Genomic DNA, 23,226 nt, shown 5'->3' with positions numbered 1-23,226 from the left:
GTCAGCTCCTTGCCAGGACGCCGGTGGCGACCAGGTGATCGAGGTGGGCATCGAGCAGGTCACGGGCGTCCGGGCAGGCTCCCGCGAGCTGTTCGGTGCGTGTGCAGTCGAAGGTCGGGCCCTTGGCTCCGCCGTACTCCGCGAAGAAGCGCGGGTAGGCGGCGATGGGCAGCGCCTGGCCGTCCGCCAGGAGCCGGCGCACCTCGGCGCGCCAGTCGGCGCCCGGCACCAGGCGCACGGGGAATCCTCTGGCGTTCAGGCTCGCGGCGATCCTGCCCGAGCCGAGCGTGCGCGGGTTGTAGTAGTGGAAGTCGCCGGTCGCGCCGGTGCGGGCGAGCCAGGCGATGGCGGCGGCCACGTGGTCGACGGGCGCCAGGTCGAGCTGCTCGCCGTCGGGCACGGCGCCCAGCTCGGCGCAGGTGGCGAAGAAGCGGCCGAGGAAGTCGCCCGCCGGCAGCGCGCCGGTGCGGGTGTCGCCGGCGATCCTGGCCGGCCGGTGGATGGCCACGGGCAGCCCGGCCTCGCGGGCCGAGGCGGCCAGCCGGTCGGCCACCCACTTGCTCTGGTCGTAGCCGGGATGCAGCAGGTCCGGATCGGGCAGCGGGTCGCCCTCGCGCACCACGCGCTCGCCCGGCGTCAGATGCACGCCGAGCGTGGAGACGTAATGCACGGGGATGGCGCGCGGCCCGCGGCAGGCCAGGCGCAGGACCTCCAGCGTCCCGCCGACGTTGGCGTCGCGCAGCCTGGCGTACGGCCGGGCGAAGTCGACCAGGCCTCCGCTGTGCACGATGAGGTCGAGCCGCCCTGAAAGGTCGCCGCTCAGTCCGAGCCCCGGCAGCGCGAGGTCGCCCGGCACGGCGACGATCCTGCTGCCGTCGCCCTCCAGGCCGTAGCGCGCGAGGTTGGCGAGCAGCCGTTTGTGCGGCTCCTCGCCCCTGACCAGGCAGTGCACGGTCACCTCGGGGTCCGACAGCAGCTCGGCCAGCAGGTAGGCGCCCAGGAAGCCGGTCGCGCCGGTCAGCAGGATCCGCCGGTTGCCGGTGACCCGGCCGGCGGGGACCGTCAGGCCGGGCGGGATCCGGGCGTCGGCGTGCAGGTCCTGCTCGCGCGGGGTGTGGGCGCCGTCGATCCTGGAGGCCAGTTCCGCCAGGTCGGCGGCGGCGAAGAAGTCGGCGAGCTCCAGCTTGGCCCCGGTGCGGGCGGTGATGCGGTTGACCGTCTTGGGCGAGAGCAGGGAGTGGCCGCCGAGGTCGAAGAAGTTGTCGCGGCGGCCGACCCTGACGCCGAGGGTCTCCTCCCACGAGGCGGCCACGGCGCGCTCGGTCGGGGTCGCGGGGCTCTCGTACGGCACGGCGTCCGCGGCGGGCTCGGGCAGGGCCGCGTAGTCGATCTTGCCGTGCGGCGTCATCGGGAGCGCGGCCAGGTGCACCACGTCCTGGGGGATCATCGCGGACGGCAGCCGCTCGGCCAGGAAGGAACGTAACTCGGCGCGGGTGACCGTGGAGCCGGTCAGGTAGGCGACGAGGCGGTCGCGCCGGGCGGCCACCACCGCCTCCCTGACGCCGGGGCAGGCCAGGCAGGCGGCCTCCACCTCGCCGGGTTCGATGCGGACGCCGTTGATCTTGAGCTGCCTGTCGACCCGGCCGAGGAACTCCAGCAGGCCGTCGTCGCGCCACCTCACCAGGTCACCCGTGGCGTACATCAGGCCGCCGGCGGCGAACGGGTCGGGGCGGAACCGTTCCCCGGTCAGCTCGGCCTGGCCCAGGTACCCCCTGGCCAGGCACGGACCGCCCAGGTACAGCTCGCCCGGCACCCCGATGGGGGCGAGGCGGCCCCGGCGGTCGAGCACGTAGGCGGCCACGTGCGGCAGCGGGACGCCGATGGGCAGGTGGGCGGCGCGTTCGCCCAGCTCGGAGCCGTCGACGGTGCGGTAGGCGGTGGCGCACACGGTGGCCTCGGTGGGGCCGTAGTGGTTGTAGAACGCCGTGCGGCCGCCGGTCAGCCTCGCCCAGGTGCGCAGCCGGTCCATCGGGACACTCTCGCCGCCGGCCATCACGGTGGTCAGCGGTCCTGTGTCCACCTGCTGCTCGTCGGCCAGGTCGTCGACCCACTGCCGCCACAGGGCCACGGGGACGTCCACCATGGTGATGCCCTGCTCACGGCACAGGCGCAGGAGGTCGTGGCCGGTGAGGGCGAACGGGTCGTGGTGCAGCACGACGGCCGCGCCGGAGGCCAGGGCGGGGTAGAGGTCGCCCGCCGAGGCGTCGAAGCTCAGCGGCGGGGTCATCAGGACCCGCTGGCCGGGGGCGAACCCGTGCAGGTCGACGAAGGCGGTGGTGAGCCGGGTGAGGGTGTCGTGGCCGACAACGACGCCCTTGGGCGCGCCGGTCGAGCCCGAGGTGTAGATCACGTAGGCGGGCGCCCGGCCGTCGCCGGCCACAGAGTCCGCGCCGGAGGTCACGCCGGAGGTCACGCCGGAGGTCACGCCGGAGGTCCTGCACACCTCGGCCACCGTCGCCGTCGGCACGCCGAGGTCGGCCGGTTCGTCCCCGGTGATCGCCAGCGCGGCCCGGCAGTCGGCCACCAGAGCCGCCAGGCGGGCGGGCGGCTGGCCCGGGTCCAGCGGCACGTAGGTGGCGCCCGCCTTCAGCACGCCGAGGATGGCGACGACGGCCTCGGGACCGGCCCGCAGGCACACCGCGACCCGCTCGCCCGGCAGCAGCCCGCGGGCGGCCAGCCCCGCGGCCAGCGCCTCCGACCGAGCGTCGAGTTCGCCGTAGCTCAGCGTCTGCCCGGCCGTGATCAGCGCGGGTGCGTCGGGATCGGCCGCGGCCCGCTCGGCGAACAGCTCGTGCACCGTCCTGGCCTCGTCCGGCACCTCGCCGGGCCGGCGCACCAGTACGGCCAGTTCCGCGTCGGGCAGCATCTCCAGCTCGCCGATCCGCGCCGTGGGCCGGGCGGCCATCTCCACCAGCAGCCGCTCCAGGTGCCCTGCCATGCGCTCGACGGTGCCGCGTTCCAGGACGTCGGTGCTGTAGGTGAACAGCAGTCGCAGTTCGTCGGGTGCGGCCACGACATCGAGCGCCAGGTCGAACTTGGCCGGCGAGAGTCCCGACAGCACCGGCTCCCCCACCAGCTCGCCCAGCCGGAACGACGGCCCGCCCGGCAGGCTGAGCATCATCATCGTCTGGAACACCGGCGGCACCGCGGGATCCCGGCCCACCCCGAGCTCCCCCACGACCTGCTCGAACGGCACGGCGGCATGGCCGAATCCGCGCAGCAGCCGCCTGCGCACCCTCTTGAGCAGTTCGCCGACGCCCGGATCCCCCGTCAGGTCCGCGCGCACCGCCAGCGTGTTGATGAACAGCCCGAAGACCTGCTCGGACGCCTCGTCGTCGCGTCCGGCGATGGGGGTGCCGACGCAGAAGTCGTCCTGCCCGGTGTGCCGGTGCAGCAGCACCTGGTAGGCGGCCATCAGCGCCATGAACGGCGTGCAGCGTTCCGCCCTCGCCAGCCGGCCGAGGTCGGCCCACACCCGCGCGGGTACGCCGTGCACGACCATCGCGCCGCGGCTGCTGCGGAGGGCGGGGCGCGGCCGGTCGATCGGCAGTTCCAGCACCGGGGCGGCGGCCAGCTCCTCCCGCCAGAAGTCCAGGTCCGCGTGGTGGTCGCGTTCTGGCGCCAGGTACGGCACGGCGGCCCGCGCGGGTGGCGGCGTCCCGGCGGCGTGGGCCCGGTAGAGCTCGTCGAGCTGCGGGAGCATCACGTGCTCGATCGACCAGGCGTCGCCGATGATGTGATGCATCACCAGGATCAGCACGTGCTCGTCCGGGTCCAGGCGCAGGACGCTCGCCCGTAGCAGGGGCCCGCCGGCCAGGTCGAAGGGGGCGTTGGCGCGCTCGGCGACGGCGGCGTCGAGGCCGGCGTGCTCCACGGCGGCCAGTTCGACGGGGATCGGGCGCGCGGCCCCGACCACGGCGACGGGTCCGCCGTCGGTCTCGGGGAAGACCGTGCGGAGCGCTTCGTGCCGCGCGGCGAACCCGGTGAGCGCGCGGGCGAAGGCCGCCACGTCCAGCGGGCCGCGCAGCCGTACCGCGACGACCATGTTGTAGCTGGCGTCGCCTCCCGCTAACCGGTCGAGGAACCACATACGTCTCTGGGCGGGGGAGAGAGGCGGCATGAGTCTCCCTGAAAAATAACTCTTAAGAAAGTTTCCTATTAATTAGCTCGATGCTACAGACCGCGACGCAGGTCGACAAGGACCCCCGATCCCTTATGGCACAGGGGTTTCCGCGCTTGCGCACGGGCGGCGCATGTGGTTCCCTTCCACGTATCTGTAAGGGTTCTTTCCCGTTTCGAGGCCTTCGTGATGACCCTCACCGCTCGCTTCGCCGGGCTTCAGGACCGGCACGGACCGCTCACCATGGGCCAGGCGAACATGGCCCGCTGCGTACGGCGCGACCCGCCAGAACACATGAACTTCCTGGCGATCAAGTGGCTGCCGCGCCGGGCGACGCGTGACGACGTCGTGCGCGCCACGGAACTGCTGCTGGCCAGGCACGAAGGGCTGCGCACCACCTGGGAGGACCAGGGCCAGCACGCCCACGGCTCGGGCGAGCTGGCGATCGCCGTGCACGACACCGACGGCTCGCCCGCCGACCTGGCCCAGCAGGCCGGGGAACGATTACGGGCCGAGCGCTTCGACCTCGAAGGCGAGTTCCCGCTGCGGATGGCGCTCGTGTGCCGTCAGGGCGCGCCCCGGCTGGCCGTCTTCGTGCTCCCGCACACCGCCGTCGACGCGATCAGCCTGGCCCAGGTGTTGCAGGAGTGGGAGCGGCTGCTGCTGGGAGCCGAGATCCACGCGCAGCCGCCCGTGCACCCCATCGACCTGGCCGAGCAGGAGCACACCCCCGAGTCGCGCAAGCGCGCCGACGCGACGATCCGCCACTGGCGCGAGGGCCTGGGCCGCGCCCCGCAGACGATGTTCCCCATCGCCTTCGACACCGAGCACGCCCTGCTCCCCCGCCTGCGGGTACGCTCCGCCGCCGCGGCCACCGCCTTGGAACGTGCTACCAGGCGCACCGGGGCCAGCCGCTCGATCATCGTCATGGCCGCCTTCGGCGCGCTGCTGGGACTGCGCACCGGCCAGCCCTCCTGCCTGCTGGCCTCGCTGTCGAGCAACCGCACCCGGCCCGCCCTGCGCGGCCACATCGGACCGCTGGCCCAGGACGCGCTGATCGTCGCCGACCTGCGGGCCGCGACCTTCGACGAGCTCGTGCGCCGATTCCGCGTCGCCGCGCTCAGCGGCTACCAGCACAGCCGCTTCGACTCCGACCGCCTGTGGAACACCATCGACACGCTCGACGAGGAACGCGGCACCCGCTACGCCCGCGACTGCGTCTACAACGACATGAGCCTGCAGGCCGCCTCCACCGGGGAGCCGCCGCCCGAGCAGGAGGCCGAGCTCGCCTGGCTGGAGCCCGCCTCGTTGCCGGCCAACCTGTCGCTCTGGGTCAACCGCCTCGACGAGAGCGAGCTGGAGCTGCTCCTGTGGATCAGCCCGCGGGCCCTGGCGCGCGCCGAGGCCGAGCGGTTCTCCCGCGGGCTGATCAGGCTGCTGGTCGAGGCGGGCGAGCACATCGTGGACCTGGCCGACCTGCGCAAGCTCACCGACGTGACGCCCACGGCCTACGGTCCCGGATGGGTGCGCTCCGAAGGCTCATGGGTACGGCCCGCCGCCGTGCGCGAGCTGGTCGAGTCGGCCGTGCCGGGCTGCGAGGCCAGGGTCGTGGTCAATGACGACACCACCCTGACCTGCCACGTCACCGGCACCGACCTGGCGCGGGAGGAGCTGCGCCGCCTGTGCAGGAGCGGGCTGGCGGCACGCGCCGACGCGATCGTGCCGCACACGTTCGTCACTCCAGCTCCACCGCCACGCTGAGCACGTCGCCGGGCACCAGCACGAACTCCTCCACGGTGCCCGCCGCGCACAGGTCGTCGGCCGCAAGCCGTACGACCGCGAACTCGGGGCCGGTCACCGTCAGCCTGGAGATCTCCGCCCGCATGGAGAGCTTGGCGGCCGACTTGGCCTTGCGCACCTGGCGCAGGACCTCGGAGGCGACGGTCAGCACGGCCGGGTCGCCGCTCACGCCTTCGGGCTCGGGCCACGAGGCGCGGTGCACCGAGCCCTCGCGCCACCACGACCACACCTCCTCCGTGACGAACGGCAGGAACGGCGCGAACAGCCGCAGCTGCACGTCGAGCGCCTGGCGCAGGGCGCCGAGCGCCGACGCCGAGCCCTCGTAGGCCCTGGCCTTGACCAGCTCCAGGTAGTCGTCGCAGAAGGACCAGAAGAACCGCTCGGTGACCTCCAGGGCGCGGGCGTAGTCGTAGGACTCGAACGCCGCGGTGGCCTCGCGGACGGCCTGGTCGAGCTGGGCGAGCATCGACAGGTCGACCGCCTCGGTGACCTCGCCCGCGGCGTCGGGGAAGGTCAGGACGAACTTGGAGGCGTTGAGGATCTTGATGGCCAGCCTGCGGCCGATCTTCATCTGGCCGACGTCGAAGGCGGTGTCGGTGCCGGGGCGTCCGCCGGCGGCCCAGTAGCGCACGCCGTCGGAGCCGTACTCCTCCAGCAGCCCGAGCGGCGTGGTGACGTTGCCCTTGGACTTGGACATCTTCTTGCGGTCGGGGTCGAGGATCCATCCGGAGATGGCCACGTTCGACCACGGCAGGGTGGAGGCCTCCTGGTGGGAGCGGACGACCGTGGAGAACAGCCAGGTGCGGATGATCTCGTGCGCCTGCGGGCGCAGGTCCATCGGGTAGACGCGGGAGAACAGGTCGGGGTCGCTCTCCCAGCCCCCGGCGATCTGCGGCGTCAGCGAGGAGGTGGCCCAGGTGTCCATGACGTCGGGGTCGCCGACGAAGTCCACGCCGCGCTGCTCCTCGGTGTAGCCGGGCGGCACGTCCGAGGAGGGGTCGACGGGCAGCTGGTCGAGCGAGGGCAGGATCAGGGAGCCGTCGTGGACGGAGTACCACACCGGGATCGGCACGCCGAAGAACCGCTGGCGCGAGATCAGCCAGTCTCCCGCCAGGCCCTTCACCCAGTTGTCGTAGCGCACCTTCATGTGCGGCGGGTGCCAGGCCAGCTCCGCGCCGCGCGCCAGCAGCGCCTCGCGCAGCTCCGGGTCGCGCCCGCCGTTGCGGATGTACCACTGGCGCGTCGTGACGATCTCGAGGGGCTTGTCGCCCTTCTCGTAGAACTTCACCGCCCGGCTGACCGGGCGCGGCTCGCCGTCGAGGTCGCCGGACTCGCGCAGCATCTCGACGATGCGCTCGCGGGCGCTGTGCACGGTCTTGCCGGCCAGCTCCTTGTAGGGGGCGGCTTCCACGCTGTCGGGCGGCTCGGGCAGCAGCCGGCCGTCCCAGCCGATGACCGGGCGGGTGGGCAGCCCCAGCTCGCGCCACCAGGTGACGTCGGTCAGGTCGCCGAAGGTGCAGATCATGGCGATGCCGGTGCCCTTGTCGGGCTCGGCCAGGTGATGGGCGAGCACCGGCACCTCGACGCCGAACAGCGGCGAGAGCACGGTCGTGCCGACGAGAGCGGAGTAGCGGGGGTCATCGGGATGGGCCACGAGCGCCACGCACGCCGGGATCAGCTCGGGCCTGGTGGTCTCGATGAAGACCGGGCCCTGGTCGCCGTAGAAGGAGACGCGGTGGAACGCTCCCGGCCACTCCCGGTCTTCGAGCTCGGCCTGGGCGACGGCGGTGCGGAAGGTCACGTCCCACAGCGTCGGCGCGGAGGCCCGGTAGGCCTCGCCGCGCTCCAGGCCGCGCAGGAACGCCAGCTGGGAGGCGCGGCGCGAGGTGCCGTCGATGGTGGCGTAGGTCATGCTCCAGTCGACCGACAGGCCCAGTCGCCGCCACAGCTCCTCGAAGGCGCGCTCGTCCTCGATCGTCAGGCGCTCGCACAGCTCGATGAAGTTGCGGCGGGAGATCGAGACCGGGTTCTTGCCGGGCTTGTCCGGAGGCTCGAACGACGGGTCGTAGGGCACCGACGGGTCGCAGCGCACGCCGAAGTGGTTCTGCACCCGGCGCTCTGTCGGCAGGCCGTTATCGTCCCAGCCCATGGGGTAGAAGACCGCTCGGCCGCGCATGCGCTGGAAGCGGGCGACGGTGTCGGTATGGGTGTAGGAGAAGACGTGTCCGACGTGCAGGGATCCGGAGACGGTCGGCGGTGGCGTGTCGATCGAGTAGACCTGCTCGCGCTGGGCCGTACGGTCGAAGCGGTACGTGCCGTCGGCTTCCCAGCGGGCTACCCATACCTGCTCCAGCCCATCGAGAGTCGGCTTCTCGGGCATGGCGGTATGAGTGGGATGAGTCATGCCTCCACATGCTAGGGCCTGCAGAGGGAATAGGGTTTGAACATGGCAGATGAGAAGCCGGACATCGCGTGGCGGGTGGTTGGCGGCCTGCTGGGTCTGGTCACCGCTTGGGGGGCCAAGAAGATCCTCGGGTACGTATGGGTGAAGACGACGGGCAAGGAGCCGCCGGTCGACTCCGAGTCCGACGAGGTCAGCATGGCCGAGGCGATCGGCTATGCGGTCGTCATGGGCGTGGGCATGTCGGTGGCGCAGATCGTGGTCAACAAGACCGCCAAGAAGCGTTACACCGCCTGGAAGGCGCTCAAGACTCCAAAGCCGTGAGGAATTCGCCGGCCCACCTGTCGACGTCGTAGGTCGACACGCGGCGCCGCATGGCGCGCATCCTGCGGGCCACCTCGTGAGGGGTGGCCCGCATCGCCGCCAGAATCTGGCGCTTGACGCCCTCGACGTCGTAGGGGTTGACCAGGTAGGCCTGGCGCAGCTCGTCGGCGGCCCCGGCGAACTCACTGAGCACCAGCGCGCCGCGCAGGTCGTGGTGGCACGAGACGTACTCCTTGGCCACCAGGTTCATGCCGTCGCGCAGCGGGGTGACCACCATGATGTCCGCGGCCAGGTAGAGCGCCGCCAGCTCGTGCCGGTCGTAGGCCTGGTGCAGATACTGGATCGGCTGGTGGCCGATCATCGAGTGCATGCCGTTGATGCGGCCCACCTGCAGCTCGATGTCGTCGCGCAGCCGCCGGTACTCCTCGACACGCTCCCGGCTCGGCGTCGCGATCTGCACGAACACCGCCTCGCCCGGCTCCACCTGGCGCTCGTCGAGCAGTTCCCCGAAGGCCTCCAGCCGCGTGCCGATGCCCTTGGTGTAGTCGAGCCGGTCCACGCCGAGCAGCAGGTGCTCGGGGTCTCCGAGTTCGAAGCGGATCTCCTTGGCCCGGTGCACGATCTGCGGGTCGCGGGCGAGCTTGTCGAGCTCGCCGAAGTCGACCGAGATCGGGAAGGACTGCGCGGTCACCACGCGGTCGTCGTGGAAGATCTCGTTGCCCTTGTACGGCAGGCCGAGCAGCCTGCGGCACAGGCGGATGAAGTTGGAGGCGCCCCCGGGCCGCTGGAAGCCCACCAGGTCGGCGCCGAGCAGCCCCTTGACCAGCTCGGTGCGCCACGGCAGGCGCCAGAACAGTTCCACGGGCGGGAAGGGGATGTGCAGGAAGAAGCCGATGCGCAGGTCCGGGCGGCGCTCGCGCAGCATCTGCGGCACGAGCTGCAGCTGGTAGTCCTGCACCCACACCACCGCGCCGGGCGCGGCCGCCTCGGCGGTGGCCTCGGCGAAGCGCAGGTTGACCGCCTTGTAGGTCTCCCACATCTCCCGCGAGAAGACCGGCGGCGCGACCACGTCGTGGTAGAGCGGCCAGAGCGTGGCGTTGGAGAAGCCCTCGTAGTAGAGCTGGACCTCCTCCTCCGACAGCGGGATCGGGATGAGGTTCATGCCGTCGTCGTGGAAGGGCTCGAGCTCCTCGCCCGGCGCGCCGTGCCAGCCCAGCCAGGCTCCGTCGCGGCTCTGCATGACCGGGGCGATCGCGGTCACCAGGCCACCCGGGCTGCGGCGCCACGTCGCCGTGCCGTCAGGCCCGATCGAGCGGTCGACCGGCAACCGGTTGGCCACTATCAAGAACGAGCTACGGCTTCCCATGCAGACTCAAACCTCCACCGTCGCGACTCTGAGGAGCCGCGTCAGGGCGGCTCAGGGGGCCCTACCCACTGTGCCCAGAACTAGGGCAAACAAACACAATCGTCACTTCAGGGTAGTGATCCTCATCACTCAATCGAACTCCACACGCACCTCTGGCGAGGTCGGCTGGGACTGGCACGACAGAACGTACCCGGCCGCCACCTCACGGCCCTCCAGCGCGTAGTTGCGCGCCATCTCCACCTGCCCGCTGAGCACGCGCACCCTGCACGTGCCGCACACACCGCCGCGGCAGGCGTAGGGCGCGTCGGAGCGCACCCTCAGCGCCGCCGACAGCAGGGTCTCGCCCTCGTGCAGCACCACCGCGCTCGTGCGGCCGTCGAGACGGAACTCCAGCCGGGCCCCCTCCGGCGTGACGTGCGGGCGCTCGACCGGCTGACCGGCGTAGAACAGCTCGTGGTGCACGGGCCGCTCCCCCATCACCCGCTTGACCGTCTCGACCAGGCCGATCGGCCCGCACACGTAGTGCTCGTCGCCCTCGCCCAGCATGCCGAGGATCGTGCGCAGCCTGGCCTCGTCGAGCCTGCCGCTGCAGACCGGGGCCTCGGTCTCCTCCCGGCTCAGCACGTGCACGAGCGCGAACCGCGGGCCGTACCTGTCCTTGAGGTCGCCCAGTTCCTCGGCGAACATCACCTCGCGCGCCGTGCAGTTGGCGAAGACCAGGGAGAACCTGCTCGACGGCTCGGCCGCCAGCGTCGTGGCCGCCAGCGACACCACCGGGGTGATGCCGCTCCCGGCGGCGACGGCCACGTGGTGGCGTCGCGCGGCGGGGTCGAGCGGCACGTGGAAGCGCCCGGCCGGCTCCATCGCCTCCAACACGTCGCCGGGCCGGAGCGCGGCGTTGGCGTAGGTGCTGAACGCCCCGCCATCGAGGCGCTTGACGGCGATGCGCAGCGGCCCGCCGGCGGGCGAGCAGATGGAGTAGCTGCGCCTGATCTCCAGGCCGTCGAGGAAGACGCGGATGTTGAGGTGCTGGCCCTGGACGAACGGCACCCGCTCGGCGAAGGTGATCGCGACCGCGTCGTCGGTGAGCCGGTCGACGGCGGCGACGGTCAGCGGACGGAAGCGCGCCACCGCTCAGATCTCCTTGACGTGGTCGAACGGCTCCAGGCAGGCCCGGCAGCGGTGCAGCGCCTTGCAGGCCGTCGAGGAGAAGCGGCTGACCAGCTCGGTGTCGGGCGAGCCGCAGCGCGGGCAGCGCACCGAGAGCGGCAGGTCGACCGCGCCGGTCCGCCTCGGTGGCGCGATGCCGTGCTCGCGCAGCTTCTCGCGGCCCTCCTCGGTGATCCAGTCGGTGCTCCAGGGCGGGGAGAGCACGGTCCTGACCGACGCCCCGGGAAGGGCGTGGACCAGGTCGTCGCGGATCGCCGACAGCGCCGGGCAGCCGGAGTAGGTCGGGGTGATGACCACCTCGAACCGGCCGTCGGCCAGCTCGTTGACCTCGCGCACGACACCCAGCTCGCCCAGCGTCAGCACGGGCAGTTCGGGATCGGGCACACCGTCGGCGATGCGCCTCGCCTCCGCCAGGCTCACCATCGGGCCCCCGGGTGCGCCCTGTGCAGCACCTGCAGCTCGGCCAGCAGGGGCGCGAGGTGCTCGGTGTGCTCCCCGCGCCGCCCTCCCTCACGCTGGGCGACGTCCGGCACGGCCAGCGAGGCCTCCCGCAGCACGTCGAGCACGAACGGCGACGGCTGCGACAGCTCTCCCGTGAAGGGCCACAGCGCCTCCAGCGCGGCTGTCGTGCGCCGGTGCGACTCGTCGGTGCCCAGCCCCAGCCGCAGGATCCACAGGCGGGCGTAGTCGCGGTGGTAGGCGATCTCCTTGACGCCCTTGGCTGCCACGTCGTCGCCGGGATGCCTGTCGTAGAGGTCGAACAGGAAGTCGGAGTAGAGCAGGTGGCGCACGATCGTGTGGGCGAAGTCGCCGTTGGGCTGCTCGACGAGCAGGCAGTTGCGGAACTGCGCGGGCTCGCGCAGGTAGGCCAGGTCGTCCTCGTCACCCGCCCGCGACAGCAGCAGCCTGGCCTGGCCCAGCAGGTCGAGGGCGAGGTTGGCCAGGGCGACGTCCTCTTCCAGCGTGGGCGCCCTGGTGACCCACTGGCACAGCCGCTGGGAGAGCACCAGGCAGTCGTCACCGATCTCCAGAGCATCGATCACAGGTGCTCCACCCCCTCCGGCAGCTCGTAGAAGGTCGGGTGGCGGTAGGGCTTGTCGGCGGCGGGGTCGAAGAACGACTCCTTGTCGTCGGGCGAGGAGGCCGTGATCTGGTCGGCGGGCACGACCCAGATGCTGACGCCCTCCTGCCGCCGGGTGAACAGGTCGCGCGCGTGGCGCAGCGCCAGCTCGGCGTCGGGGGCGTGCAGGCTGCCCGCGTGCACGTGCGACAGGCCCCGCCTGGGGCGCACGAACACCTCCCACAACCTCATCGCGCGCTCCGCGCCGCGTACGCCCGCGCCGCCTCGCGCACCCAGGCGCCCTCGTCGTGGGCGGACTTCCTGTGCGCCATGCGCTCGCGGTTCATCGGGCCGTCTCCGGCCAGCACCCGCTTGAACTCGCCCCAGTCGATCTCACCGAAGTCGTAGTGGCCGCGCCCGGCGTTCCACCGCAGGTCGGGGTCGGGCAGGGTGAGTCCGAGGATCTCGGCCTGGGGCACGCACATGTCGACGAAGCGCTGGCGCAGGTCGTCGTTGGAGTGACGCTTGATCTTCCAGGCCATCGACTGCGCCGAGTGGGTAGACTCGGTGTCGGGCGGGCCGAACATCATCAGCGACGGCCACCACCAGCGGTCGACCGCGTCCTGGGCCATGCTCTTCTGCTCGGGGGTGCCGTGGGCCAGGGTGTGCAGGAGCTCGTAGCCCTGGCGCTGGTGGAAACTCTCCTCCTTGCAGATGCGCACCATCGCGCGGGCGTAGGGCCCGTAGGAGCAGCGGCACAGCGGCACCTGGTTGACGATCGCGGCGCCGTCGACCAGCCAGCCGATCGCGCCCATGTCGGCCCAGGTCGGGGTGGGGTAGTTGAAGATCGAGGAGTAGCGCTGCCGCCCGTCGTGCAGGGCGTCGAGCAGCTCCTCCCTCGCCACGCCCAGGGTCTCGGCCGCGCCGTACAGGTAGAGGCCGTGCCCGGCCTCGTCCTGCACCTTGGCCAGCAGGATCGCCTTGCGCTTCAGCGAGGGCGCGCGGGTGATCCAGCTGCCCTCGGGCTGCATGCCGATGATCTCCGAGTGCGCGTGCTGGGCGATCTGCCTGATCAGCGTCGTGCGGTACGCCTCGGGCATGTCGTCGCGGGGCTCGACCCGCTCGTCGGCGTCTATGAGGTCCTGAAATGTCACCATTGGTAGAACCCCCTCCCCGTCTTTCTTCCCAGTTCACCGCGCGCAACCATCCAGCGCAGCAGTTCCGGCGGCTCGAACCGGGGCCCGAGCCGGGCATGGAGGTGGTCGGCGATCGCCAGCCGCACGTCGAGACCCACCAGGTCGCCCAGCCGCAGCGGCCCCATGGGGTAGCCGTAGCCCAGCGTCATCGCGGTGTCGATGTCGTCGGCGGAGGCCACGCCCTCCTCGACCATGCGGATGGCCTCGAGGCCGAGCAGCACGCCCAGGCGGCTGGTGGCGAAGCCGGGCGAGTCGTTGACCACCACGGCGGTCTTGCCCAGCAGGCCGACGTAGCCGCGCACCTGCTCCAGCACCTGAGTCGCCGGGGTCACCACCAGCTCCACCAGCCGCTGGACCGGCACGGGGTTGAAGAAGTGCATCCCGAGGAAGCGCTCGGGCCGCTTCAGCGCCGCCGACAGCTCGGTGATCGACAGCGAGCTGGTGTTGGTCGCCAGCACCGCGCCGTCGTGGACCTGCTCCTCGACCTCGGCCAGCACCGACGCCTTCAGCCCCGGATCCTCGGGCACCGCCTCGATCACCAGGTCGCTGTCGTACGGCACGGCGCCCACCGTCAGCCTGCCCAGGGCTTCGTCCGCGCTGCCGCCGCCCTTGGACTGCGCCGTGCGCAGCCCCCTGCCGATGGCCGGAGCCGGGTCGATCAGCGGGTCGCGCACCGCCACGTGGGCTCCGGCGCTCAGGAAGACCTGGGCGATGCCGGAACCCATGCGTCCCGCGCCGATGACGGCGACCCTCATGCGTGCCGCCGTGACTGCACCACGTGGAAGCGCCCGGCGACGAAGCCGGGATCGGTCAGCGAGGCCGTGGCCGCCGGGTTGGCCCCGGTGCCGTGGTAGTCGCTGAAGGCCGCGGACTGGTTGACGAAGACGCCGCCGGTGAGGTTGCACGACAGGTTGACCCCGGCGTCGACCGCCGCCCGCTCGGCCTCGTCGAGCACCTGCTCGCTGGTGGAGTAGACCGAGGCCGTCAGCGCGCCCCTGGCCTTGACCGTGCGCCGCAGCAGCTCCAGGCTGTCGGCGGTGCCGGAGGTCGGGATCACGAAGGCGATGGGCCCGAAGTGCTCCCTGCCGTAGACCTCGGGGTCGCTCGTCTTGATCAGGGCCGGGGTGCGGACGACCGCGTCGGGGAAGGCCGGGTGCTTCAGCGCCCTGGACTCCAGGATCACCTCGCCCAGCGAAGGCGCGTTGTCGACACGCGCCAGCACGCCGTCGTTGACGATCGCGCCGGTCAGCTCGACGGCCCGCGCGTCGTCGCCGAGCAGCTTGCCCAGCGCCGCCGACAGGCCCTGGCAGACCTCGTCGAAGCTCCTGTGCCCCTCGTCGGTCTCGATGCCCTGCTCGGGGATGAGGATGTTCTGCGGAGCGGTGCACATCTGGCCGCTGTAGAGCGACAGCGAGAAGGCGATGTTGCCCAGCATGCCCCGCAGCTGGTCGGTGGAGTCGACGACGATCGTGTTGACCCCGGCCTTCTCGGTGTGCACGAGCGCCTGGCGGGCGTTGCGCTCCAGCCAGTCGCCGTACTCCGTGGAGCCGGTGAAGTCGACGATGCGCACGTCGGGGTGGGTGGCCAGGTCGGAGGCCAGGCCCTGGCCCTCCTCCGGCGCCAGCTGCACCAGGTCGGGGTCGAACCCGGCCCCGGCGAGCACGTCGCGGCAGATCCCGACCGTGATCGCCAGCGGCAGGATCGCTCCCGGGTGCGGCTTGACGATGACGGGGTTGCCGGTGACCAGGCTCGCGAACAGGCCTGGATAGGCGTTCCAGGTCGGGAAGGTGTTGCAGCCGATGACGACACCGACGCCGCGCGGCACCACGGTGAATCGCTTCTCCATGACCAGTGGGTCGCCCTTGGCGGGCTTGCTCCACCGGGCCGCGTCGGCCGCCGCGGTCATGGCCGCGTAGCCGTACGCGATCGCCTCCAGCGCGCGGTCCTGCGCGTGCGGTCCGCCGGCCTGGAAGGCCATGACGAAGGCCTGGCCGGTGGTGTGCTGGACGGCGTTGGCCAGCTCGAAGCTGCGTTTGTTGATGCGGTCGACCATCTCGACGCAGGCCAGCGCCCTGGCCTCGGGCCCGGCGTCGCGCCAGGCGGGCACCGCCTTGCCCGCCGCGGCGACCAGGGTCCCGGCGCTCGCCGCCGGGTAGGTCACCCCCAGGTCGAGCCCGTACGGCGACCTCTCGGCGCCCACGGGCTCACCCGCCTGTTCGAGCGGGAAGGGCTTGCCCAGGTAGGCCTCGAAGGCACGTTTGCCCTCGTCGGCCGCGCCCTCGCCGTACACCCTCGGGCTGGGCGACTCGGGGTAGGCGCTCCAGTAACCACGCTCCGCGATGGCCTTCAGTGCCTGGTCCAGAGTCTCGCGGTGCTGCTCGTACATACGCTCACCCCTGTCTTGACAGGATCCGCCGGACGTTGAGATGTTTACCGAACATTCGGTCAGTTGACAAGGGAGACTTCCGTTGGATAACGCGCGCCGGATGTTCGAGGCCGACACGGCCTCCCTGTCACTCGGCATCGAGCTGCTCTCCCTGGAGACCGGCCGGGCCGTCTGCCGCATGCCCGTCACCAAGCAGATGATCAACGGCCACGCCCTCTGCCACGGCGGCTACGTCTTCCTGCTGGCCGACACCGCCTTCGCGTGCGCCTGCAACAGCCACGGGCCCGTCACCGTCGCGGCGGGCGCCGACATCACGTTCGTCCGCTCCGCGCACGAAGGCGACGTGCTGACCGCCGAGGCCGTCGAGCGGGTCTCGTACGGCAGGAGCGGACTGTACGACATCACCGTGCGCGACGCCGTCGGCGAGGTGGTCGCCGAGTTCCGCGGCCGGAGCAGGGAGTTGCCCCATGCACGTTGACGAGCTTCGCGAGCTGCAGCTGAAGCGGCTGCAGTGGACGCTGCACCACGCCCACCGAAACGTTCCCTTCTATCGGGATAAGTTTGACTCTCTGGGCATCCACCCGAACGACCTGAAGTCGCTCGACGACCTGCGCCACTTCCCCTTCACCACCAAGGACGACCTGCGCGCCCACTACCCCTTCGGCATGTTCGCCGTGCCGCGCGAACGCATCGCCCGCGTGCACGCCTCCAGCGGCACCACCGGCCGGCCCACCGTCGTCGGCTACACCCGCAAGGACCTCGACACCTGGGCCGAGGTCATGGCCCGCTCCATCGAGGCGGCGGGCGGGCGGCCGGGCGACGTCGCGCACATCGCCTACGGCTACGGCCTGTTCACCGGCGGCCTCGGCGCCCACTACGGCGCCGAGCGGCTGGGCTGCACCGTCGTGCCGGTCTCCGGCGGCATGACCCCGCGCCAGGTACAGCTCATCACCGACTTCCAGCCGTCGATCATCATGGTCACGCCCTCCTACATGCTGGCGATCCTCGACGAGTTCGAGGCGCAGGGCATCGACCCACGCTCCACCTCGCTGCGCGTCGGCCTGTTCGGCGCCGAGCCGTGGACCGAGGAGATGCGGCGCGAGATCGAGGAACGGTTCGCCATCGACGCCGTCGACATCTACGGCCTGTCCGAGGTGATGGGGCCGGGCGTGGCCCAGGAGTGCGTCGAGACCAAGGACGGGCTGCACATCTGGGAGGACCACTTCTACCCCGAGACCGTCGACCCCTTCACCGGCGAGGTCTCCGACGGCGGCGAGCTGGTCTTCACCTCCCTCACCAAGCAGGGCATGCCCGTCATCCGCTACCGCACCCGCGACCTCACCACCCTCATGCCCGGCACCGCCCGGCCCGAGTTCCGCCGCATGCGCAAGGTCACCGGCCGCACCGACGACATGATCATCCTGCGCGGCGTCAACGTCTTCCCGACCCAGATCGAGGAGCTAGTCCTGCGCACCGCGGGCCTGTCCCCGCACTTCCAGCTCGAGCTCACCCGGCCCGAGCGCCTCGACGTGATGACCGTCCGCGTCGAACGCCGCCCTGACGCGGCGCACCCCTCGCCCGAGCCGCTGCGCCACGCGATCAAGGACGTCGTCGGCGTGACGGTCGCGGTGGAGGTGGTCGAGCCGGAAACCCTGGAGCGATCGATGGGCAAGCTCAAACGAGTCATCGACAAGCGGGACAATCAATGACATGAAGCGCAGAGGGCACGATCCGGAATCGGTGCTGCGTATCGCCGTGGGCGTCTTCAACGAACGCGGCTACGACGGCACGAGCATGGAGGACCTCGCCCGTGCGCTCGGCGTCACCAAATCGGCGATCTACTACCACGTGCCCGGCAAGGAACAACTGCTCGGGCGGGTGCTCGACGTGGCACTCGACGGCCTCTTCACCATGATCGCCGACCCTCGCGCCTCCACCGGGCGCGCCATCACCCGCCTGGAATGGGTCGTACGGCAGAGCGTCACCATCCTCGTCGACCGCCTGCCGTACGTGAAGGTGCTGCTGCGCGTCCACGGCAACAGCCCGACCGAGACCCGGGCGCTGGAACGGCGCAGGGAGTTCGACCGGTTCATCAGCGCCCTGGTCAAGGAGGCGGCCGGCGACGGCGACCTGCGGCCGGACATCGACCCTTCGCTGGCCACCCGGCTGCTGTTCGGGACGGTCAACTCGATCGCCGAGTGGTACCAGCCCGCGCGCGGCGCCTCGGCCGACCAACTGGCGGACGCGGTGCTCAAGCTCACATTCAACGGCCTCCGCGTCCCCTGACGGCATGGGGGCCTCAAGCTGAATGCCATGCCCTTGGACACCCCCCTGGCGAGCATGGAGCGCAACCTCGCCGAGCACGCCTGCCACCTCCACCGTCACCTGCCGGGCGCCACCGTCACGGAGACGCCCGACCTGCTGGTCGCCGACAGCGGGCTCGGCGACGACACCTTCAACCTCGTCGCCGCCGCCCGCTTCACCCCGGCCACCGCGCCCGGCCGCATCGCCGAAACGCTGCACCGGCTGGCCGCCACGCGCCGTCCCTTCTCCTGGTGGGTGGGCCCCACGTCCACGCCCGCTGATCTGCCGCGTCTGCTCTCCCGGGCCGGCCTGGCCGTGTCCGAGTCCGAGGTGGGGATGTGGCGGCGCCTTGCGGCCTCCCCGCCCCAAGCGCCAGGACCGGACATCCGCGTCGCGGCCACCGCCGCCGAGCTCGCCGACTTCGCCGCCGTCGTGGCCGCGAACTGGGACCCGCCCGCCGCCACCGTGCGCCGGTTCTTCGCCGACGCCGCCGCGTGGGCGCTCCTGCCGTCCTGCCCCGCCCGCTACCTGGTCGGCTACGTGGACGGCCGTCCGGTCACCACCGCCGAGGTCTTCCTGCACGCGGATGTGGCCGGGCTCTACAACGTCACGACCCTCGCCGCCGAGCGGCGCCGCGGCCACGGGGCCGCGATCACCTCGGCAGCGCTGCGCACCGCGTACGGCCTGGGCTACCGGACCGTGGTCCTCCAGGCGTCCGCACAGGGCGAGCCGGTCTACCGGCGGCTGGGGTTCGAGCCGTGCGGCGTCTTCACCGAGTTCGCCGTCACGCCGGGCTGACGTAGTGGTGGAGGGTGGCGGGTTCGCCTGCGGCGTTCAGCCACCTCTCGCGGGTGGTGGCGACCCGTCGCCAGCCCGAGCGTTCGTAGAACCGCAGCGCGGCGGCGCCCTCGGAGGAGACCCGCAGGGTGAGCGGGCCGGGCGAGGCGTCACGTACGGTTTCGAGCAGCGCGCCCGCCAGGCCGTGCCCGCGGGCCGCCGGGGTGACGAACAGGCGGCTGACCTCCCTGGTCCGGGTGAGAATCACGTGTCCGGTGACGGCGCCGGCATCGACCGCGATCCACGCGCCGGCGATGCCCTCCGGGGTGAGCCAGGCCCCCGGGTCGGCCGGCCAGTCGACGGGGTAGCGGTCGGCGGCCTGGACACCGGCCAGGGCTTCCACGCAGGCGGGGAGGTCTTCTGGCGTGCGGGGGCGGATCTGCATCCGTGACAGCTTAGGAGAGCGGGGCCGGTGCGGTCAGGGGGTGATCTGGTCTCGCCGGGGCGCCGGCGGGAGCTTGCCCCGCAGGTCGTTGCGGATGGTCTCGCCGAGTTTCTTGGTGGCCGCGCGGTTGAGGGCCCCGCCTGCCACGGCTCCCGTGAGGAACGGGCCGAGCGTGGTCAGGTGGCGTCCCAGGGTGCGCATGAGGCGTTTGCGCAGCGCCGCCTTGGTGGCCGCACCCAGGGCGAGGGTGACGGACGCCGGGGCGAGCGGGTCGATGCCGCGCTGTTTGGCCCACGCCGAGGAGAAGGCGACGGCGCGCTGGGCGCCGCTGCCGTCGATGCGCACGCCGTACACCTCGTGCAGTTCGGCCAGCAGCTTGACCTCGATGGCCGCCACGACGATGGTCTCGGCGACCAGCTGGGCGGGGGCGGACAGGAGGAGGGGCGGGGCGGCGAACTCCGCTGCCGCCAGGGCGCCACCGACCGCGCCGACCGTCATCGTCGCCTTCTGTGCGGTGCGGACGAGATCGTCGGCTAGTGCTTCGCCGGTGAGGCCGTGGTGGTGCTCGGAGAGCGTCTGAAGATCCCGGATGGGAATGCGTGGTGCGATGTTGAGAAAGAGGTCGGCAAGCCAGCGGCCGCGGCCGACACCTGTCTGCTTGGCCTTCCTGGCGCCGTCGGAGACGGCCCGGGCCAGACGGCCGAGCAGTCTGCGCCGCTCGGCCGGCTCCAGCTCGTCCTCGCCGGTGAGCCTGCCTACGAGTTCGCCGACCTCGTCACCGGGGTCGGCGATCTCCTTACCTGGTTGCTTGTCTTTCTCCGTGGACACGACGCGAAGCCTCCGTTCATGCGACGGTCGCTTGCTACCCCGAGCGTCGCCCTTCCATCGTCAGGCGGCGCACTCCCGGCATACCTGCTGGCCGTTCTTCTCACTGGCCAGCTGGCTGCGGTGGTGCACCAGGAAGCAACGAGAACAGGTGAACTCGTCGGCCTGCCGCGGGATGACACGGAGCGAGAGCTCCTCGTTGGACAGGTCCGCGCCGGGCAGCTCGAGCGACTCGGCGAGGTCCGTCTCATCGATGTCGATGCTGCCGGAGGACTTGTCGGTGCGCCGCGCCTGGAGCTCCTGGAGACTGTCCTCCCCCAGGTCGTCGTCGGTCTTGCGCGGGCTGTCGTAATCGGTTGCCATTGTGCTTACTCCATCCCCCTCATATCTGTGCGTGCGCCTTTTGCGCGTCGTGTAACGTCCGAGAGGCCCATCTTGTGCCCGTTCCGTAGGGGAGATTTTGGCAATCGGTACCCTTTGGGAGCGGTCGCCGAACCTCCCTACACGCCAGTGCCTTCTGCCGGAAGCGCTGGTTAGCCAAATATGGCCAAAACCACAGCTTTGGCGTCATGCACCACCGTGTTCGACGGCACATCCAACCACATGTGCGGCGTCCTTGAGACTTCCGCGCCAGATCAACACGCCGGATCTAACGACCCGGGAGCCGAATGGTGACGACGAGCCCGCCGCCGTCACGCGGCGCGGCGGTCACATTGCCACCATGTGCCTGTACGACCGCTCGCACGATCGACAACCCCAGACCCGCTCCCTTGGCCGAGTCCACGCGGTCGGCGTGGAGCCTCCTGAACGGCTCGAAAAGGCTGTTGACCTCGTACGCCGGGACATGTTGCCCCGTGTTGGCCACCTGAACAACCAAGGCACCGTCCGACATTCCCGTTCGGATCCAGACTTTTCCGTCGGAGGGCAGGTTGTACTTGACCGCGTTCTCCAGCAGGTTGCTCACCGAGCGCTCCAGAAGCACCGGATCGCCCTGCGTACCGGCGTTGTGAAGGTCCGTGATGACTGTCACACCGTGCTCGGCGGCGAACGGCACCAGCTGCTCGACGGCGGTGTGCGCGACGTCCTGGATGTCGACGGGCTTGCGTACGGCCAGCTCGCGTTCGCTACGGGCGAGCAGGAGCAGGCCCTCGATGAGCTTCTCGTTGCGGGCGTTGACCTCCAGGAGGGTACGGCCCAGCGCCTTGAGATCCTCTGAGGCCTCGGGATCGGTCAGGGCGATCTCCAGGACCGTCCTGTTGATCGTGAGGGGCGTACGGAGCTCGTGAGAGGCGTTGGCGACGAACCGGCGCTGGGAGTCGAAGGCCAGATTGAGGCGGGTGAGCATGGCGTCGAAGGTGTCGGCGAGCTCCTTGAGCTCGTCGGGGGGGCCTTTGAGGTCGATGCGCTGGTGGGCGAGGTTGCTTTCGGAGAGCTTGCGGGCGGTGGCGGTCATCTGGGCGACCGGCTTGAGGGCTCGGTCGGCCACCAGGTAGCCCATGACGAGCGCGAGGATGCCGACGCCGAGCAGCACCAGGATCGACTGCCTGACGAGCGTGTCGAGGACCTCGTTGATCTCCGCGGTGCGCAGCAGCAGCACCTGGCCGTCAAGGTCCGCCTTGAGGGCGGCGGCCCAGTCGGGCAGCTTGAGCCGATAGTCGAAGCCGGCGTAGAGCACGGCGCGGACGATGAAGTACATCACCACGAGCAGCAGCGCCCCGGCGGCGAAGAAGACCGCGCCGTAGGTGAGCGTGAGCTTCCACCGGATGCTCAGGCCGACCTCGCGCAGCTCGCGCATGCGGCTGGCGGGTGCCTTCTGGTCGGCGAACAGCGGCGGTGGCCCGTCCCAGGCCGGGGGGCCGCTTGGGGGCGGGGGCTGGGGGCGCCCGCCGATCGTGAGTTCCTCCGCCCGCCCCGTGTGCGGGCTGATCATCGGATGCGTCGGCTCCGCCCGACGTTCTGGCCGTTCGGTCACAACTTGTACCCAACCCCCGGAACCGTCTCGATCACCTGCGGCTCACCCAGCTTCTTGCGCAGCGTCATCATGGTGACGCGCACGACGTTGGTGAACGGGTCGATGTTCTCGTCCCACGCCTTGTCCAGCAGGTCCTCCTGGCTGACCACCGCGCCTTCCGCGCGCATGAGCTCCTCCAGCACCGCGAACTCCTTCTTGGTGAGGACGATCTCCTTGCCGTCGCGCTCGACGAGCCGCTTGCCCGGGTCGAGGCGGATGCCGCCGCGTTCCAGCACCGGCGGGAGGGCGGGGGCCGAGCGCCGTCCGAGTGCCCGCACGCGGGCGACGAGCTCGATGAAGACGAAGGGCTTGGCCAGGTAGTCGTCGGCGCCGAGGCCGAGTCCCTCGACCTTGTCGTCGACGTCGCCGGCGGCGGTCAGCATCAGGATGCGCGTGGCCGAGCGCTGCTCGACCAGCCTGCGCGCCACCTCGTCTCCGTGCACGACCGGCAGGTCGCGGTCGAGCACGATGACGTCGTAGTCGATGTAGGAGGTCTTCTCCAGAGCCGAGCCGCCGTCGTAGGCGACGTCGACCGCCATCGCCTCACGCCGCAGCCCGGTCGCGATCGCGTCGGCGAGCACTCGCTCGTCCTCGACCACCAGCACCCGCACGGTTCACTCCTCAAGTTGACACATCATTGTGGACGCAACGCCGATAAGCGCACGGTAAGGCATGTACGGCGGCGCGGTGACGCACGGCACACTCACTTCGAGGTTTCAGCTGTCGCCCGGCGGGGGTACACCCAACCGAACATGCCACGAACCCCCCCGAGAGAAGGTGAGATGGGCGAGTTCACGAGTACGATCGAACACCGTCTCGACCAGGCCTACAGAGGTCTCACCGAAGCGAGGTCAGCCGGTGACGACTACCTCGCCGAGACACTCACCGCCGAGATCGAAGACCTTCGCCGCCTGGCCGACGATCACGGCATCCCGTTGCCGCGCAGCTGCTGACCACCCATAGACGACCAGAACGCCCGCG

At 71.0% G+C, this 23,226-nt stretch carries 22 protein-coding genes; 7 read left to right on the top strand and 15 right to left on the bottom strand.

The genetic code is table 11. From position 1 onward, the window contains the following. Position 1: 1 nt before the first annotated feature. A complete protein-coding gene (locus HNR30_RS28750; protein WP_181613192.1) occupies positions 2 to 4,180 on the bottom strand; it encodes a non-ribosomal peptide synthetase in 4,179 nt (1,392 codons plus the stop codon). 189 nt (positions 4,181 to 4,369) lie between these two features. Between HNR30_RS28750 and HNR30_RS28745 the strand changes: the two genes are divergently transcribed. Then, positions 4,370 to 5,941, top strand: coding sequence for a condensation domain-containing protein (locus tag HNR30_RS28745; RefSeq protein WP_181613191.1), 1,572 nt, complete (start codon positions 4,370 to 4,372; stop codon positions 5,939 to 5,941). Here the strand turns inward: HNR30_RS28745 and valS are convergent. After that, positions 5,916 to 8,384, bottom strand: a complete 2,469-nt coding sequence (valS, locus tag HNR30_RS28740; protein WP_181613190.1) for a valine--tRNA ligase — start codon at positions 8,382 to 8,384, stop codon at positions 5,916 to 5,918. The genes HNR30_RS28745 and valS overlap by 26 nt on opposite strands. 42 nt (positions 8,385 to 8,426) lie before the next feature. Here valS and HNR30_RS28735 point away from each other — a divergent pair, with 42 nt between their 5' ends. Beyond that, positions 8,427 to 8,705, top strand: a complete 279-nt coding sequence (locus tag HNR30_RS28735) for a DUF4235 domain-containing protein (protein WP_181613189.1) — start codon at positions 8,427 to 8,429, stop codon at positions 8,703 to 8,705. On the opposite strand, the gene HNR30_RS28730 is transcribed toward HNR30_RS28735, so the two are convergent. The 8 genes from HNR30_RS28730 to paaN form a co-directional block, all read right to left on the bottom strand. Beyond that, the gene (locus tag HNR30_RS28730; protein ID WP_181613188.1) at positions 8,686 to 10,071 is read right to left on the bottom strand and encodes an alpha,alpha-trehalose-phosphate synthase (UDP-forming); all 1,386 of its coding nucleotides are present in this window, start codon (positions 10,069 to 10,071) and stop codon (positions 8,686 to 8,688) included. The genes HNR30_RS28735 and HNR30_RS28730 overlap by 20 nt on opposite strands. Before the next feature lie 129 nt (positions 10,072 to 10,200). Next, positions 10,201 to 11,202, bottom strand: coding sequence for a 2Fe-2S iron-sulfur cluster-binding protein (locus tag HNR30_RS28725; RefSeq protein ID WP_181613187.1), 1,002 nt, complete (start codon positions 11,200 to 11,202; stop codon positions 10,201 to 10,203). A 3-nt stretch (positions 11,203 to 11,205) separates the two neighbouring features. Then, positions 11,206 to 11,664 (bottom strand): 1,2-phenylacetyl-CoA epoxidase subunit PaaD, encoded by a 459-nt coding sequence (gene paaD / locus HNR30_RS28720; protein ID WP_181613186.1) that lies wholly within the window; start codon positions 11,662 to 11,664, stop codon positions 11,206 to 11,208. Continuing rightward, positions 11,658 to 12,284 carry a 1,2-phenylacetyl-CoA epoxidase subunit PaaC gene (gene paaC, locus HNR30_RS28715; protein ID WP_181613185.1) on the bottom strand — a complete coding sequence of 209 codons (627 nt, stop codon included), beginning with the start codon at positions 12,282 to 12,284 and terminating at the stop codon, positions 11,658 to 11,660. The genes paaD and paaC overlap by 7 nt, the downstream gene beginning before the upstream one ends. Continuing rightward, a complete protein-coding gene (paaB, locus tag HNR30_RS28710; RefSeq protein WP_181613184.1) occupies positions 12,281 to 12,553 on the bottom strand; it encodes a 1,2-phenylacetyl-CoA epoxidase subunit PaaB in 273 nt (90 codons plus the stop codon). The genes paaC and paaB overlap by 4 nt, the downstream gene beginning before the upstream one ends. Continuing rightward, positions 12,550 to 13,458, bottom strand: coding sequence for a 1,2-phenylacetyl-CoA epoxidase subunit PaaA (gene paaA / locus HNR30_RS28705; protein ID WP_181613183.1), 909 nt, complete (start codon positions 13,456 to 13,458; stop codon positions 12,550 to 12,552). Before paaA ends, paaB begins: the two co-directional genes overlap by 4 nt. Next, a complete protein-coding gene (locus HNR30_RS28700) occupies positions 13,452 to 14,252 on the bottom strand; it encodes a 3-hydroxyacyl-CoA dehydrogenase family protein (protein WP_181613182.1) in 801 nt (266 codons plus the stop codon). The genes paaA and HNR30_RS28700 overlap by 7 nt, the downstream gene beginning before the upstream one ends. After that, positions 14,249 to 15,883: a phenylacetic acid degradation protein PaaN gene (gene paaN / locus HNR30_RS28695; RefSeq protein WP_181613181.1), complete on the bottom strand. Its 1,635-nt coding sequence runs from the start codon at positions 15,881 to 15,883 to the stop codon at positions 14,249 to 14,251. Before paaN ends, HNR30_RS28700 begins: the two co-directional genes overlap by 4 nt. Before the next feature lie 100 nt (positions 15,884 to 15,983). Between paaN and paaI the strand changes: the two genes are divergently transcribed. Genes paaI through HNR30_RS28675 form a run of 4 tightly spaced genes read left to right on the top strand, consistent with a single transcriptional unit; the run spans position 15,984 to position 18,985 of the window. Further along, on the top strand, positions 15,984 to 16,361 hold the full coding sequence (gene paaI / locus HNR30_RS28690) for a hydroxyphenylacetyl-CoA thioesterase PaaI (RefSeq protein WP_181613895.1): 378 nt from the start codon (positions 15,984 to 15,986) through the stop codon (positions 16,359 to 16,361). After that, a complete protein-coding gene (paaK, locus tag HNR30_RS28685) occupies positions 16,351 to 17,592 on the top strand; it encodes a phenylacetate--CoA ligase PaaK (protein WP_181613180.1) in 1,242 nt (413 codons plus the stop codon). The genes paaI and paaK overlap by 11 nt, the downstream gene beginning before the upstream one ends. A gap of 1 nt (position 17,593) precedes the next feature. Next, on the top strand, positions 17,594 to 18,169 hold the full coding sequence (locus HNR30_RS28680) for a TetR/AcrR family transcriptional regulator (protein ID WP_181613179.1): 576 nt from the start codon (positions 17,594 to 17,596) through the stop codon (positions 18,167 to 18,169). 27 nt (positions 18,170 to 18,196) lie between these two features. Then, entirely contained in the window at positions 18,197 to 18,985 is a 789-nt protein-coding gene (locus HNR30_RS28675) for a GNAT family N-acetyltransferase (RefSeq protein ID WP_220134136.1), read from the top strand. Here the strand turns inward: HNR30_RS28675 and HNR30_RS28670 are convergent. The 5 genes from HNR30_RS28670 to HNR30_RS28650 form a co-directional block, all read right to left on the bottom strand. After that, positions 18,972 to 19,409, bottom strand: a complete 438-nt coding sequence (locus HNR30_RS28670) for a GNAT family N-acetyltransferase (RefSeq protein ID WP_181613178.1) — start codon at positions 19,407 to 19,409, stop codon at positions 18,972 to 18,974. The genes HNR30_RS28675 and HNR30_RS28670 overlap by 14 nt on opposite strands. A 33-nt stretch (positions 19,410 to 19,442) precedes the next feature. Further along, positions 19,443 to 20,237: a hypothetical protein gene (locus tag HNR30_RS28665; protein ID WP_312894701.1), complete on the bottom strand. Its 795-nt coding sequence runs from the start codon at positions 20,235 to 20,237 to the stop codon at positions 19,443 to 19,445. Between the two features lie 60 nt (positions 20,238 to 20,297). Continuing rightward, a complete protein-coding gene (locus HNR30_RS28660; RefSeq protein WP_020542847.1) occupies positions 20,298 to 20,597 on the bottom strand; it encodes a DUF4193 domain-containing protein in 300 nt (99 codons plus the stop codon). A gap of 286 nt (positions 20,598 to 20,883) precedes the next feature. Next, positions 20,884 to 22,164 carry a sensor histidine kinase gene (locus HNR30_RS28655; RefSeq protein ID WP_181613177.1) on the bottom strand — a complete coding sequence of 427 codons (1,281 nt, stop codon included), beginning with the start codon at positions 22,162 to 22,164 and terminating at the stop codon, positions 20,884 to 20,886. A 38-nt stretch (positions 22,165 to 22,202) separates the two neighbouring features. Continuing rightward, positions 22,203 to 22,856 (bottom strand): response regulator transcription factor, encoded by a 654-nt coding sequence (locus tag HNR30_RS28650; RefSeq protein WP_181613176.1) that lies wholly within the window; start codon positions 22,854 to 22,856, stop codon positions 22,203 to 22,205. 171 nt (positions 22,857 to 23,027) lie between these two features. Here HNR30_RS28650 and HNR30_RS28645 point away from each other — a divergent pair, with 171 nt between their 5' ends. Continuing rightward, positions 23,028 to 23,198 (top strand): hypothetical protein, encoded by a 171-nt coding sequence (locus HNR30_RS28645; protein WP_181613175.1) that lies wholly within the window; start codon positions 23,028 to 23,030, stop codon positions 23,196 to 23,198. The last annotated feature ends 28 nt before the right edge of the window (positions 23,199 to 23,226 follow it).

The organism is Nonomuraea soli (assembly GCF_013761175.1).
Lineage (GTDB): Bacteria > Actinomycetota > Actinomycetes > Streptosporangiales > Streptosporangiaceae > Nonomuraea > Nonomuraea soli.
The sequence above is the reverse complement of the archived record's forward strand: the minus strand, read 5'-3'. Positions and strand labels throughout refer to the sequence as shown.